Origin of the sequence: Amycolatopsis oliviviridis, from assembly GCF_014654365.1 — a bacterium.
Taxonomy (GTDB): domain Bacteria; phylum Actinomycetota; class Actinomycetes; order Mycobacteriales; family Pseudonocardiaceae; genus Amycolatopsis; species Amycolatopsis oliviviridis.
Genome location: NZ_BNAY01000017.1, coordinates 1 through 15,404, shown reverse-complemented (window position 1 = coordinate 15,404; position 15,404 = coordinate 1). Strand labels below are relative to the sequence as shown.

The window sequence follows — 15,404 nt, the reverse complement described above, 5'->3', positions numbered from 1 at the left end:
GATCGGGCCGTTCCGGCGGCCGTGGCATTTCACAGGGCTCATCTTGCTGTGTCGCGAAAGCCACTTTCGCAACCTTCAGCGGTGTGAAAGCCACTTTCGCAACGTGCACCGCGCTGACCAAAGCCGCGGCGACCACGTCCAGCGGTAGACCACGTGACAGACCCGGTAGGTAACCAAATACGAGTCCGCCAGAAGCCGAATCGCCACTCACAACCTCCGCTTACGCGACTTCACCAGGACCCTGATCCGTGTTCGTGAGGGAATACCCTTTTTCCGGAAACCTTCGAAATCGGGATGAGCACGTGTCGTTCAGCTCCGGTTAATCCGTCACCGGACGCACGGAAACATTCCCGCGCCATGCTGATGGCATGACCACGTCGTTGCTTTCCGCGAACGTGCCCGAACTCGAGCGGTACGCCCGTCATCTCGAATCCGTGACCTCCGCCGACCTGACCGGCGTCGCCAGGGGTATCTCCGGGCTCGGCGGTGGACAGGTCGGCGCGTTCGGTGTCTTCGCCGCCCAGGCGCTCGGTGTTCCCTGCCGGGTGGCCCTCGCCGGGCTCGGCGACCAGGTGACCGACCTCGCCACCCGCATCTCGGAGCTCGCCGGCGCGGTCCGCGACGCCGCGCACGACGTCGAACGCACTGACGAGGAGAACGCGGCCGAGTTCGCCCGTTTCGCGTGGCGCTGATGGGACAGCTGCAGATCGACCCGGCCACCTGGTCGGCCGGAGCCGGGATCGTCGACACCGGGAACTATCTCGCGACGACCATCAGGCAGGCGCACGACCGCGATCAGGCGGTAGTGGCGGCGGAGCTCGGGATCGGTGTCGTCGCACTGACCCTCGACACCGCCGCCATGGTGCTCGACCCACTGGGCAAGCTGATCGCGGCCGGTCTCGGCTGGCTCATCGAGCACGTAGCTTTCCTCCGGGCGCCGTTGGACCTGCTCGTCGGGGACCCACCCGAGATCAAGGCCATGGCGGACCGGTTGCACCGGCACGCCGAGGACGTCCGCCTCGCCGCCGAGGACCTGGACAAGGCCACCCGGACCGCGACGGGCGACTGGGAAGGCGAGACAGCCGAGTCCTTCGCCGACGTGCTGTCCGCCTTCCGCACCCGGCTGGACTCGGTCAGCGAGTCGATCGAAACGGCCGGGTACGTGGTGGAGACGACCATGGCGGTGATCGCCGCCGTACGCGCGCTCGTCCGGGACATCATCACCTCGGTCCTCGGCGACATCATCGCGACCGTGGTGGTGGCCCTCGCGCTCGCGCCGTTCACCTTCGGCGCGTCGCTGGTCGTGGGGACCACCCGCTGTGTCGCGCTCGCGGCGCTCGGGGTCGCCAGTACGCTCGCGAAGATCTCGCTGTTGCGGGGCTTCTGCGGCCGCTCGGCGAGCCGACTCGACGAGCTGGCGGCTCCCGCGCCGGCGGCGAACCCGCGTCCGCAGGCTTCCTCCGGCTCCGCGCTGGCGAACTTCGAAGCTCCGTGGCTGAAGAAGCACGAGCAATGGCTCGCGGGGCACGGACTCGCCGACCCGAGGCGCAAGGCACGATTCCTCGAACACTGGATGCGACAGCACCATCCGGAGACGTTCCGGGTGCTGAAGTCGCTCAGTGACGCGAAAAGCAGTTCGAACTACGTCGGACTGGCCGACAAGGCCGCGATCACCTTCGGACGGCAGATGACCGACATCCGCAGCCAGGCGGAAGCGGCCTGGCTGGAATCGGAGAAGCAGTGGAACGCCGCGCATCCGGACGCGGCAGCCGCATCAGGGCGGTGATCACGGCTCCGGATCCGGCGCGCGCAGGCCGATCGCACGCAGGCCGTCGGCGTCGGTCCGGAACGAGACGAGCTCGGAAGCCGTCCTTTCGCCGGTCCAGTCCGCCCGTTCGGCACCCCGGTACTCCGGGGTGATCCGCCAGGTCACCTGGGCGCGGACGCGGTACAGGGGGCCGGAGGTCTTCTCGTTCCGGTCGGAGACGACTCCGGTGGAGCCGACGCCCGTGGTGTTCATCCAGCCCAGTACCGGCCCGACCGCCCGGACCTCCGGAAGGTCGACCAGCGAGGTCCCGGGGATCAGCCCCTCCGCGATGCTCTTGCCCGCCGTGGCCGTCTTCGGGAACAGGCTCGCGTTGAGCGTGCCGAACAGGGTGCTCCACATCGGCCCGGTCGCGGTGTCCTGGCGCACCGAACGGTCCTTCACCTCGGTGACCGCGATCTCGGCGGCGTCCTTGGCCGAAGGCCGGACCCATGCTTCAGCGAGTTCCGCGCGGATCACCAAGGCCGACAACGGATTCCGCTGCGCGAAGCCGGCCGCGTAGAACGGGTCCGCGTCCAGCCCCTCGATCCGGTGGCCCGCGTTCGTCAGTGCCTCGGGGAGTGCGGCGGCGAGGGCCTCCGGGGAAACGGCGCTCGCCAAGACGTCGCGGGCGGCGGCCGCTTCCGACGGCACCCGGGGAAGCTGGGCGCCGGTCTCCTCCGCGACCTGCACACCTTCGAGGATGTCCGTCACGACATTGGCGACAGCACCACCCAAGACATCGACGTAGGCCTTCGCGGGTAAGGATCCGATGACACCGGCGGGAACCTCTTCGCCGATTTCCGCGACGAGGGTGCGGCTTCGCGCCGAATCCGGCAGCAGGAGGTCCGGTGCCCGGTACAGCGTGGGGGTCCCGGTGAAGTAGTCGGTCAGGCCGCCGGTGAACGAACGGACGGCCCGGCCCAGGCGCGCCGTCCGGCGCAACTCGACGGTGAACTCGACGTCGTGCCGGTAGACGGCCGCGTCACCGGAAAGGGACGCGGAGCCGGTCGTCTGGGTCTTGCCGGTCTCCGTCGTGGTGAGTGTCGTGTTCCCGGACAGACCGCTCTGGCCCGACGGGTTGATGCCGCGGATCAGTTTGTGCGGCAGGTACAGCGGCATACGGAAGGCGAAGTTGGCGCTGTGGGACACGGTTTCGGCGTGGACCTGGTCCTGGGACTTCGCGTCGCGTGTGGTGAGCACGTCCGACCAGCCCTCGGTGGTCCGCTCGAAGACACCGGGCAGCACCCGGGCCTTGAGGACGAGTTCGATGTCGGTGGCGCCGAGAGGGCCCGCGAAGGAGTCGTTCCAGCTCCGGCCACCCGCGACGAGCCGGGGCATCAGCTCCTCCAGCCGCCGGGGCGCCAGATCGGGCAGGACCTGGGTGAGCAGGGCGTCCACGGCTCGCCGGTCACCGGCCCCGAAGACCAGCTGCCCGGCCTTCGCTCCCGCCCACGAAGCCAGGGCGAACCAGGACGGCGGCGCGGCGGCGGGCGTGACCAGCTCGGACAATCCCCGCTCGATCGACCCGATCAGCCGCCAGGTGGTCTCCGGCCGCACGGACATCGCGTCGCCCGGGTCGTAGGCGTGGGGCCGCAGGAGCCGGTCGTCCGTGAGGGACGCGGTGACGGGACCGTCGGTCTTCAGGCCGAGCTGGCCGATCTCCTCGGCCGGGACCCAGAGCTGGACGGTGTCGCGCCGGTGAGCTTCGGCGTGGACCGGGGCACCCGAGGTCGTCGAGTCGTAGGGGCCTGCTCCGAAGTGCCGGTGCTCGCGGGCGGAAAGGTGCACGGTCGCGTCGTAGGTGACCAGATAGGCGTCACCGGAGTAGGTCGTGCGCCGGGAGCGTTCGTGTTCGGCGCGGTCGGTGACGCCGTGGGACTCGCTCCCGAACCGTCCGTATCCCAGTTGCGGGAAGGAGTACAGGTTGCCTTGGGAGTTTCCCGCGATGCCCGTCCGGCCGTTGCCGTAGGTGTATCCGCCCCGGGTTCGCTGGACACCGTGGGAAAGGGAGGTCCCGGTGCTCGCGGTGAAGGTCAGGGTGACTTTCCGAGGCGGCCCTTCGACGCGCGGATTGAACAGCTCGATCGCCAGGCCGGCTTCGCCCAGCCGTTCCCCGAAGCCGACGAAGTCGCCCTCGCTCCGCCCATAGCGGTGTAAGGGCATCCGGTAGGTGCCGGTCACGACCTGGTCGAGGTCGGCGGCCAGCCGGTCCCTTCCGGCGAACATGTGGAGCTGGTGTTGCGCCAGGTGCTGGCCCTTGAGGCCGTCGAACATCTTGTTCGCCAGATAGCCGGCGATCCCGGGTGGCAGGTCGAGACCGTGGACGGCGAAGTGGTCCGGCAAGGTGCCCAGTGTCCAGTCACGCGGAGCGGTCGGTGTGGCGCTTTCGACCCTGGCGAAGGGGGTGTTGCCGTCGGCGCCGGGTGACTCGAACGACGTTCGCCCGCCCACCGTCGTCTCGGCCAGTCCTCCGGACACGAAGAAGGTCGTCGACCGGGCACCTTCGCGGATCGTCACCTGATATCCGACGTGGCGGGAATGACCGGTGACGCCCGCGGACGACCAGCCGTGTCCCTGTCCCGATTCCTTCGTGACGCCAAGTTGTTTCGACACGTTGCCGAACGACCGGTTGGCGCCCCCGGACAGCTCGTAGCTGCGCACCATGGCCGCCGAACCGGCGCCGATCACGAGACCGCCGCTTCCCCCGGCCGTGACGGAGCCTTCGGCCGAGGCGGTCTGCTCGATCTTGCGTTTGCCGGTGACCTCACCGCTCAGCCCGTCCCGGGGTGGCTCCCGGACGTCGTTGCCGTGCTGGTGCCCGGACGGCGCCCCGACGGCACGGACGAGTACGTGGACGAGCTCGGAGGAGCGGTTGGTGAGGTGATGCGTCTCCCGCACGAGCAGGAACGACAGGCCGTCGCCGTTGAGGTCGGCCGAGCGAGCCTTGAAGCCGTCGGGGGAGACGAGGCTGTCCAGCAGCGCGATGTTGTCAGCTGAAGAGCTGTGTCCGGTGCGGCCGTCCTCCGTGCGCAGCACGCCTTCGGGAAGCCGCCTGCCGAGTTCGGCGCGGACGTTCTCGGCGCCGGGGAATCGTGTCTCCGCCGCGCCGAGAATCTTGCGCGGGTCGAAGGTGGCGGTGGCGACGCCGTCGATGGTGGCCGGTTCCGCCACCACCGACCATGTGGCCCGGCCCTCCGGGACGAACTGCTGGCCGCGCACCTCGCGGCCGTCGTCGAACCGGACGCGGATGTCGTAGGTGACGTCGCTGATCCGCGCCCGCAGTTCCCCGGTGGAGGACCAGGTCGTCGACGCGGTGGTCTCCTCGGTGCGGGTCGTCTCACGGTTCTCCGCGGCGGACCGGAAGCCGCTGACGTCGAACCGGAAATCGAGCCGGTCACCGAAGATCTCACTGGGCCTGTCGTGGATGCTCCACAGGAAACCGAATCCCAGCGAACCGTTGACGTCGAACGGACTTCGCGACGTCACCGTGGCGGAGGTCTCGGCGCGGTGACCGCGGCCCTGGGCGCTCACCGTGCCTTCCTTGGCGGCGTCGCCCTCCGATCGCGCCTTGGCGATGTGGTCACGGGCGTCGGACATGACGGCGGACAGTTCGACGACCGCGGTGAGCGCGCCGCCGGTGGCGCGCGGGAGCCGCAGGCTACGCGACAGCGTGCCACCGCTCAGCAGCCTTTCGCCTGCCTGGGACAGCGTCGCGCTGCCACTGAGTGACCGGAGGTCGGTGCGCGGCGCCGAACCGGGCGTGTTCATCGCCGCGGCCCAGGCGGGATCGTGCCTCAGCAGGTCCCCGATCGCGGTGAACAGCCGGTGATCGCCGCTGAGGAAGGTGGCCCGCGGCCCGGCGGGCCCGCCGGATCCGTCCGTGACCGGGTGCAGGTCATGCAGCGCTTCGGGCACGCTCAGCCCGACACCGCCCGGCTGGGTTCCCAGCGCGCTCTCGTCCGGCAGGCCGGGCCGGGCGAGGGTGATGGTGTGCTTCAGGTCGAACGGCTCGCCCGTCCAGTTGTCCGGCGGGGTCACCGAGGACGAGGTCTGCAGTTCGTCGGTGGCGGCGGTCCGCCAGCCGGGCAGCGACGTGACCCCCTTGACGCCGATCGAGGGATCGATGGTCCGCCAGGTGAGCGGCGGGGTCGCGACCGGGGCCGAGACACGGTCGGCGAGCGCGCCCTGCCGTCGAGGGGCGGAAGCGGCGTCCTGGGTCGCGGTGCCGTAGGCGCCACCGGAGACCATGTTGGTCGCTCGTGCCGGATCCGGCGAGCCGACGGTGCCGACGCCCGTGGCCGCCGCGGTGTTGTCGGCCGGACCGCCGCGGACGACCAGCTCGACGGCGTCCGGCCCGTGCCCGTCCGTCACGACATAGCCCTCGTGCGCGAACAGCTTGAAGTTGTCCCGCAACGTCAGGTCGGTCAGCGCGTCCAGGATGCGTTCCGTCCGTGCGGGCGGAACGTCGGCGGTCGTGAGCAGCTGCCGTACGTCCGCCCGGATCGCGGTTCCGTCCACCGATGCGGCGACCACACCGTTGGTGCGCGCGAGTGTGCGCACGTGTTCGGTCTTCGCGGACTGTGGCGGGGCGAGGGGCTGCAGTTCGACGTCGGGCGCCAGAAAGGATTCGAGGGCCGTACTGGACGAACTCGAACCGGCGTGATTCGAAGGCCCGGCCTCGTACCGGCTGTTGGAAGGCCCCGCTTCGGTCTCGGGATACCACTCGGACCGGCTCGCCGGGGCCCCGCCCGGCATTCCCGTGGTCCGCCGGGTCCCGAGTTCGTCCGCGAGAATCGAGGAACTGGCGACCGCCGTCTTGGAGTCCGTGTGGTGGATCTTTTCGGCGACGACGTCCTCGACGTCGTTGATCAGCTCCCGCAGCTGCCATACGGGAGTGGTCGCGACGCCGTCCAGGATGACCGGGATCCGGTGGTGCCGCGAAACGATGTGCGCTGCCTGCGCGTAGATCTCCTCCGCGTCGGTCTGGCGGAGCTTGCCCAGTTTCCGCCGGGCGCGTTCCGCTTCGGCGGCGACACGATCGCCCCGGGTGTAGGCGGGCGGCGGTGGTTCTTCGCGGGGCGAGGGGATGAGCAGCTGATGGCCTGGCGGCAGAGTGTCGCTGTACGCGGGCAAGTACTGCTTCGGCCCTTCGTTGTTCGCCGTTCGCCCGCCGGAACCGCCTGCCGCGCCGAGGAAACCTCCCCAGACCCCGCCTTTGCCGCCGGTCGCCAGATTGGCGAAGACGTTGCCTGCCGGGGTGGCGATCACCTGGCCGGCCACGTCGCCCAGCTTGCCCGCGATCAAGGTGCGGGGAGCGAAGACCTCGCCGGTCTTCCGTTCGCTCCGGGCGAGTGCGCGGATGCCTCGCGACGCCCCGTAGGCGACCCCGGCCGCGGCACCTCCGCCCATGCCGCCGAGCGTCGAGTAGCCGACCGAAGACCAGTCGATCTCGTCCCGGTCGGAGAACAGCATCTGTCCTATTTGGACGCCGAGGTCGAGGCCGCCCATGAACGCGCCGCCGGTGCCCGCGAGTATGGCGACGTTCTTGGCCAGATGCCCGGTCGCGACGGCGAGTTGCTTGACGGTGAGGCTCGTCATGCTCGTGATGAGCTTCTGCAGCACCGCCCGCAGCCCGACCTGTGCCGCCGCTTTCACTGCTGGGACGAGGAAGAAAAGCAGGGAAGAGAGCAAGGTGATGACGGTGGTCAGGGCCAGTGCCGCCATCGCGACGAAGATGATCTTCGTCTTCTGGACGTTGAGCGCCGCGGTTTTGGCCATGTCGGCGAGGTCTTCACTTCGTTCGGCCAGTTCGGTCAGTGCCGCCGAGACGTCACTCCGCAACCGCGTCGACCCGACCCGCGCGACGTCGCCGTCCATGGCGTCGTCGACCAGCCTCGCGCCGACCGCCACCGCGTCTTGGTACGCGCCGAGGGCGTCGGCGAAGTCCTGCCATGTGCGCTGGAGCGCGCGGAGCCCGGCTTCGTCGGACTCCGGCCATTCCATTCCCAGGCCGACCCGGAAGAAGGACTGCAGCTCCGGCGGCAACCGGACGCCCCCGCTCACTGGGCACCTTCGACGCTCGTCACCCGTTTAGGTAAGCACAGCCTTACCTAATTGTATGGCCTTTGTGGGCGGGATCATGATCGGGAAACGCGGGTATGTAGCGAGCCGGATGATCCCGATTTCGACTCGTCGTCGAGCGTGGGGAAGAGTTTCGAATGGGTTCTCGCGTCCCACGATTTCGCCCAGCGGGCGAATTGTTCCGGAGTCTGCTGGAGCGAGTTCGCGTACTTCCCGTCGCCGAGGACGAAGACCGGTTCACCGTCCGAGATCGCCGCTCCCAGTTGGACGCAGTGGCCCGGAGTCAGGACGACCGTACCGCCTCGCGCCCTCACCTCCATCCAGAACGCGGCCAGCGCGTCCGGGCTGGTGAGCTCTTCACCGAGACGGACCTCTTGCTCAGGATCTCTGATCAGTTCGTTCGCGCCGAACATCGTGCCGTCCGGCTCGAAAGCGAGGTGCGGCTGAAGCCGTGCGACATAGGAACTCCGGGTCACCCCGGTCAGCCGCCGAGCACCGCGGTCGACGACCAGCGGCGAGGTCAGGATCAGGCTCGTCAGCCAATCGCCGGGGATGACCTTGCGGGTCAGTACCGGCACCGAGACCGCCTGCAGGTCCGCGGCGGACAACTTCTGCATCGTCCGGCCCCAGCGGTCGCTCAGCGCGTTCCAAGCCTGTTTGGCCGAGGGGTCTGCCTGATTCGCGGACACCAACGCGAAAGCGGCCTCTTCGATGGCGGAGAACTCGGCTCGCGCGTCGCTGACGCGCTTGCGGACCATCGCTTCCAGCGTCCGGCCGAAGGCGCGGTCGCGTTTGCTTCGCGCGACCGGGTCCACCCGCAGGAGATCGCGATCGGTGGCGTCCGCCACGGCGCGCCCGACGGACAGCAACCCGGCGATGGTCGGCACCCGGCCGCGGACACCCGTGTCGATCGCGGCCGGAGCGCAGGTGTTGAGAAAGCGTTGTTCCTCGTGTCCCGTTCCGGCGAACAACGCTTCCACCAGCGCGGCCGGATTCCGGAGCAGGTGCCGATAGAGCGGATCGCCGGCCACCGCGGCCCGCGAGGAAGCGCTCAGGTTGACCAAACCGAGCGACGCGAGGCGCACGGCGAGGTGATCGCCGGGAGTGATCGTCATGCCCGTCGCCGCCGAGGTCGGCGCCCGGGTCGGATCCTGGCCTCGTGCGAGGTGAGTGGTGAGCTCGTCCAGCAGCTGGGTGAGCCGGGCGGGCGTGACCGGCTGGATCGTCCGCCGATCCACCGGAAGACCGCGTCTTCCCTGTTGCGGCTGAAGCATCTGCTCCCGGACGGGGACCAGGGACGCGGCCAGCACGGCTTCGTTGACCAAGGCGCGTACCCGGTCCACGACCTCGGCGTCACCGAAGGCGGCCAGAGTCTCGTTCAGGACGATCAGCTGCCCGCGGGCGGAGTCGGGCAGGGGGTGATGCTCAAGCCGTCCACCGGAGGCGAGTTCGCTGAACTCGGCCAGCCTGCCTTCGACCTCCGCCTTGGGGAGTCGAAGGCTCGCCAGACTGTGGGTTACCGAGTCGTACGCTTTGAACGCGGAGTCCTCGGCGGCGGAGCGGGTGACGGCAACGGAGGTCTCGACCACGACGTGGTGATGGCCGTCCGGTGTCACACCATCAGGGTTGTTCGCGATTTCGGCGTGGATCTCGATGTCTTCCAGCCGGACCGGACCGTCGGATCGGGTGGCGAGCTCCTCGGCCAAGGCGGCGCGAAGCAGTGCGCGCACCTGTGCGGCCCTCTGCAAGGACGCCGCACCCGGTCGCTCGCTGTAGGTGGTGACGGTGACTTCCAAACCGGGAGTTTTCCGCTCCGCGCGCGTCACCGCGGCCTGAGCGATCGCGCGCGCGGTCGGCCGAAGTGCCGCGAACCCGTCGGCGATCACGGTGGTGGCCGTCTCGGGGAACGACAGGCTGAGGGGAGGGACGCCCGGGGGCGCGCTCTCGATGGCCTCGATGCGTTCCCCGGTACGCCAAAGGTCGTCGAACGTGGTGACTACCTGCTGGGTGAACGACTGCGGGTCCGGCACGATCTCCGGCAGGAACGAGAGGTCCGGGGCCTCCGGAAGTGCCGGCCCGAGGGGGAGCTGCTCCGACGGCACACCGGCCGGGCTTTCGCTGTGATCGGGATCCATGGCGGTCATGAGCGCCAGCGCCATACCGAGATCGGAATGGCCGCTCCGCAGCCGGACGGAACCGGAAACGAGCTCGACCCACTCGCTGTCGGTTTCCAGACGGTCGTCCGCGGTGAACCACAGCCGTCCATCGGTCGCCACGACCGGCTCGTCGATGGCGTTCGACACGACAGGTCCCAGCTTCGCCGCTCCTCCCGGGACCGCCAGGACGAGCCGAGGAGAACCACCCGGAGGCAGTTCGGAACCGGGCACGCCGAACGTCGGGTTCCGTGCTTGGAGGACTTCGCCGAACGCGTCGAGGGGAACCGGGTCGGCGGTCCAGAGATCGACCGCGTCCTGACCGGCTGTCAGGGTCGCCGCCACGATCTCGGCTCCGGGATACCGCGGCAGGCTCGCCGTGGTGTGCAGCGCCTCGGGGATGCCGGTGCCCCGGACCGGGAAGGACCAGCCCCGCCCACCCGGACCGACGACGCTCTGGGCCACGAGCCGAGGGTCGTTGCCCGCGGTCACCGACAGGGTGCGGGTCCTGGCGTGCAGGACGACTGCGAGTTCTTCCGCGGCGCGGCTCAGCGGCAGCAGTTCCAGGAAGTCCAGCAAGTAGGCGAGCTCGGCTTCCCGGCCGGGGAAAGCGGGTGTGTGCCCGACCAGCCGAGGCTTGGTGAGCAGCTCGCGCAACCTGCCGTCGAGGGCAGGGTCTTCGGCCGCGAGCCGCAGCGCGCCGCTGACCTCGGCGCGCGCCTGCCACTCGGCCTCGGAGAGTCCGCCCGCCCAGAACCGGAATTCGACGCGGTCTCCGGGCTCGTCGTCGACGTTGCGGAAGCTGACCGCCTCGTCCTTGGTGGTGTTGAGGGCCCGGACATCGTCGGCGGAGGTGATGTCACTCAAGGCGAGTGGTAGCGCGTTCGGGCCCACCGGCTGGAGCCGGCGGTGCGGGGCATCAGGACCGGAGTGGTTGCCCAGCCGGTACAGGACATCCTCGAACACCTTGGTCAGCTGGGCCAGACGGCCGTAGACGGCGAGGTCGGGGCGCCGATCGAAGCTGACGTTCACATGGCCCCCGACCCCTCCGGCGTCCGGTTCCCCGCCGTCGGAGTTCCGGTGCGAACCGATGACGCGCAACGCTCGCTCGGTCTCCCTCCAGCTCTCAGGAACGCCCCGGAGAATCGGCGACCGCAGCTCCGCGCCCGCATCGAGATCGGGCTCCTCCACCAAGGTCCAGCGGGTGGGGTCGGTGTCGGTGTCGTCGAACCACGCGCCGCCGTTCCACTCGACGATCCCGTTCGTTTCCAGCAGCCTGCCCAGGGCGCCGATCTGCCCGCCGAAATCGGCACCGCGGAGCTGGAACTCGAATTCCAGCCCGAACCGGGCGTCCGGACGGCTGGTCACGCCGCCAGGGACACCCTCGGGATAGAACCGCAAAGGGTTCTCCCCACGCGTACCGGCGGAGACGGCCGCCTCGTGCAGTGTGATCAGCTGCCGCAGGCGGGCTTCCCGCAGTTCGGTGACCGCCTGCTCGAGATCCGCGATCCGGGCGGCCAGTCCCGCGAGATCCCGCGGCGACAGGCCAGCCGTGGTGATCCGGGCCAGTTCGGCGTGCTGGTCCTCGAGCCGTGCTCGCAGCCCCTGCGCGATGGACTCGGGCAGCGCCGCGAGATGCCGATTCGCTTGTGCGGCAAGGGCGGACAGGCGTGCGACGGGGTCCGGCTCGCTCGTGGACCGGGACACCGCAGGGGCCGTCCCGTCCGTGGTCGCCGGGCTGCCGGTGGAGATCCCGGCGGTCGCGCCGAGGGTGCGCGCACGGTGCTCCACGAGCCAGAGATTGCGGGGTTTCACCGAGGGAACCGGTAAGGCGGCCCGGCCGCTGGGGGCGTTCAGATAGTCGGCCAGGTAACGGGTGTACAAGCCATCATCGGACACCACCCGGCTCGACTTCGGGCCGCGCAGCGCCCAGGCGGTCGTTTTGTCCTTGCCGTGCAACCGGACGTATTCGTCGTGCAGTCCGGTGAAATGCCCGAACTCGTGGGCGAGGGTGAGATCGTCGATGTCCGCGGGCCAGTGCAGCTGGTCGGCACTGGTGCCGGGGGTGGTGACCGTGACGGTACCGTGGGCGCGACCGGAGGGATCGTGCTCGACGCGGAGGTGGAACGCGTCACCGGTGGGCAGGCGGTAACGGTGGTTGTAGACCCGGTCGAGGGCTCCTTGCGCCCGGTCGAGATAGCGGGCGAGGCCGAAGCCGGGCGCGCTCACGAAGTCGAGCCGGACAGTGTACTCCTGCACCCACTTCCCCGGCCTGGCCTCGAAACGGCGGTAGTCGTAGGCGATGGGCTGCCACCACTGCTCGGTCGGGCGTCCCGGCAGGAGTTCGAGCACCTGCGGGCCGGTGTCCTCGGCGCGGACGATGACGGGTTCGACGCGGTCGCGGGCCGCGTCGAGTTCGGCGCGGGTGAGCGGCGCGGGGTCGGTCATCCAGTCCGCGGTGGCGGCGGTGCTGTGCCGCCAGCCGTGATCGTCGAGGATCGGGTGCCGGGCGGGCGGCAGATCCGTGGTGATGGTGAGCGGCTTCGCGACCGGGGACGTCGAGATCGGTGCGGGTGTGGACGAGCCACTGCCGCGTAGTTCCCAGTCCACCCGCAGTTCGACCTTGCCTGCCGCCACCTCGGGCACCTGCCGGACCTGGACGGTCGGATCCGGTGCCGAGGCATCGTCCCGCAAGCGGTGGGTCTGGTCTATCAGCTGCCGTTGGATCAGCTCGGCTCCGCTGGTGTCACCCGCCACCCGGAGTTCGACGGACGGTTGGGGAAAGCCACGTCGCGTGCGCAGGACCGACTGTTCGGCCAGATAGCGCACCAGTTCGGTCAACTTGTTCGCCTGTCCGGCGTCCGGTGCCCGCCCGGCCAGGGGATCGTCGAGCACCAGCTCCGGTGTGTCGGGGGCCGGGGTTTCCCGTACGGAAGTGGTCTCGGACCGTGGGATCGCGCGTTTCGCGAGAACGGTCTCGGCGAGATCCCGCGGCGGAGGCGGCGACGGCCAGTCGATCTCGTTGGGTCCGCCGGTGCGGCCGGAAGAAGCCCGCATCGTGATCGGGACGACCGTCTCACCCAGGAACTCCACGTGCCGGCCTTCGCGGGGCAGCAGAAGTGCCGCCGCCTCCGCAGGCAGCGACACGGTGGTGAATCCGTCGTGCTGATACCGGTCGGAGGTCATCGTGCGGACTCGTTCGCGGAGAAGCGGTGTGTCGGCGAAGTAGCCGAGCGCGGCCGACCAGATCGCCGCGGGTGTTTCGTGCCGCTCCACCAGATCCGCTACTTCGGTGAGGTGAAGATCGCCCTGGCGGTTCGCCAGCTCACGGACCAGGGTCTGGATCACTTTCGCGGTCAGCAAGGCCGTGCCGTCGGGATCCGCCGCCGTGACTCGAGGAGGCTCGGCTTCGTGGCCGCGTCCAGGCACCCAGCTGGAGAGCGAGTTGTGCGTGATACCTGTCAGCGGGGCGAACTCGCCGGTCCGATCCCGGAGCTTCGGGAACAGCTGGGGACCGGTGCGCCACAACACCGAGTGGCGCCGTGGCCGCCCGAAGCGAGTGACAAAGGATTCTTTCTCCGCCTTGGCGAGAACGTCCGGGAAGACCTCCGCCTGAGGCAGCCGGTAGCTCCTTTCGAGGACGTCCAGGTACACCCATCCCATGGGGTGCCCCTTGGCCCAGGCCAGGCCGTTGTTGTTCCACATCGTCTCCGGCACGCTCCAGGCCGCACCGGAGACACCGCTGACACCGAAGCCCAGCGGTGATTCGTGGACGCGGAGCAGGATGTCCGGGGTGAGCAGCCGGTCGTCACCGTCCAGGTACAGCCCGCCGAACCTGGCGAGTGCCTGTACTCGCAAGGTGTCGGACGCCGCGGCATAGCCACGCCGCGTCCCCTTCGTCAGCTCCGCACGATAGAACGAATCCAGTCTCATCGGCGCTTCGGCGTTGAACACCTCGTCGACATTCACCAGGTTGATGCCGTTCGACCTCGCCCAGCGCGCCATTTGACGCTCACCGGCGTAGGAAGCGTCGGACTCGTTCGCCAGCGCGGCTTCGAAGCGGCGCCGCGGAACATCGGTCCACAACACCGCCTGCCCGGCCAGTGTCCTGGCCGACTCCGCGAAACCTTGCTGGAAGATTCCCGTCGTACCGGCATCGGCGAGTGGCCCACCCAGCCAGATACCGTGCAGCAGCTTCGGGGTCTCCCTGCGTGCGGGTAGCGTGTCCCAGTCCAGTTCCTCGTGCTCCCAGTGCTTGCGGTCGCTGTCCGTCCATTCCGAAGTGAGCACGTCGGCCCGGCCGTCGGCAAGTGACTCCGGAGTCAGCGTGTCTTCGTCAGGGAAGGGACGGGTGAGATCCAGGCGCCGCAGGAGGGTCATTCCCTGCGCGACGCTCAGCAGGTCGTAGTCGATCTCGCTGAGTCCCTCCGGAGCTTCGGGCGGCCGGCCGAGACCGAACAGATCCGGGCCGAGCATCGGATCGAACGGGCGGCCGCCCGCGGCGGCTTCTCCGAACAGATCGAGCCGGTCGCGGATGCCCGCCACCAGAGAAGAGGGCGCGGCGGGAAGAAGGGAGACCGCCGCCGGTGAGGTGGGCCCGGTCGGCAAGGATGCCTTATGCCGTTTGGCACCACCGAATCGCCCGGCTTCGGCGTCATTGTCGAGACCACGTTTGACATCCGGACCGACACCGAGGAAGAGGGTGTTCGCGACGAAAGGATTCCGCGTGGTGATGGTGCCATCGGGGGCGATGTAGAGGGGGGTGTCCAGATAGGCGGCGACGATGGTGAGGTGGTGGAGGGCGGGGTGTCGGTAAAGGTGGTTGATGAGAGTGGTGTGCTGGTCGAAGGTGAGGTTGCAGGCCCAGAGGTTGAGGGTGTTCTTCGTGTTCCAGGTGATGGGAAGGGCGGCGATCGTGTCGGCGAAATCCGCCGGGGAGTAGGGGACTCGGCTGTCGAGGTGACCGGGCAGGTAATAGGTGTCTTCGGTGGTGTCGTGGTGGGCGAGGACGTGGACGACGTCGGCGTCGGAGTGGGCGAAGGCCGCATTGACATTGGGGGAGTAGGCGGGGTCGACGAAGGCGACGCCACTGTCGCGAGGGAGGGGGATCGCGTGGACGACGACACCGTTGCGAGAGAGGGGGATCGCGTGGACGACGCCACCGTTGCGAGCGATCACCGGGACGGTGTGGGTTCCGGGGAGTGGTTGGTCGGTGCGGATGGTGAGGATGGTGGTGGCGATGTCGCGGAGTTTGGTGGTGGTGCCGGTGATGTGGTTGACGCGCATGTGGCGGATGAGTGTGGTGGTGGCGTCGGGTGGGGTGAGGTTGAAGAGTTCGGGGTTTTTGAGGACTAGGGTGCCGG

The 15,404-nt window shown here is 69.2% G+C and carries 5 protein-coding genes; 3 read left to right on the top strand and 2 right to left on the bottom strand.

The features are described from left to right. Positions 1-368: 368 nt before the first annotated feature. Both IE302_RS41445 and IE302_RS41440 read left to right on the top strand, forming a co-directional pair. Positions 369-692, top strand: coding sequence for a hypothetical protein (locus IE302_RS41445; RefSeq protein ID WP_191259947.1), 324 nt, complete (start codon positions 369-371; stop codon positions 690-692). Continuing rightward, positions 692-1,786, top strand: coding sequence for a WXG100 family type VII secretion target (locus IE302_RS41440; RefSeq protein ID WP_191259946.1), 1,095 nt, complete (start codon positions 692-694; stop codon positions 1,784-1,786). Before IE302_RS41445 ends, IE302_RS41440 begins: the two co-directional genes overlap by 1 nt. Here the strand turns inward: IE302_RS41440 and IE302_RS41435 are convergent, their stop codons facing one another. Together IE302_RS41435 and IE302_RS41430 are read right to left on the bottom strand one after the other, a co-directional pair. Continuing rightward, positions 1,787-7,870: a WXG100-like domain-containing protein gene (locus tag IE302_RS41435; protein ID WP_191259945.1), complete on the bottom strand. Its 6,084-nt coding sequence runs from the start codon at positions 7,868-7,870 to the stop codon at positions 1,787-1,789. Positions 7,871-7,944: 74 nt separating this feature from the next. Then, positions 7,945-14,649: a hypothetical protein gene (locus tag IE302_RS41430; protein ID WP_191259944.1), complete on the bottom strand. Its 6,705-nt coding sequence runs from the start codon at positions 14,647-14,649 to the stop codon at positions 7,945-7,947. Positions 14,650-14,658: 9 nt separating this feature from the next. Between IE302_RS41430 and IE302_RS41425 the strand changes: the two genes are divergently transcribed. Beyond that, on the top strand, positions 14,659-15,396 hold the full coding sequence (locus IE302_RS41425) for a hypothetical protein (protein ID WP_191259943.1): 738 nt from the start codon (positions 14,659-14,661) through the stop codon (positions 15,394-15,396). Positions 15,397-15,404 lie beyond the last annotated feature (8 nt).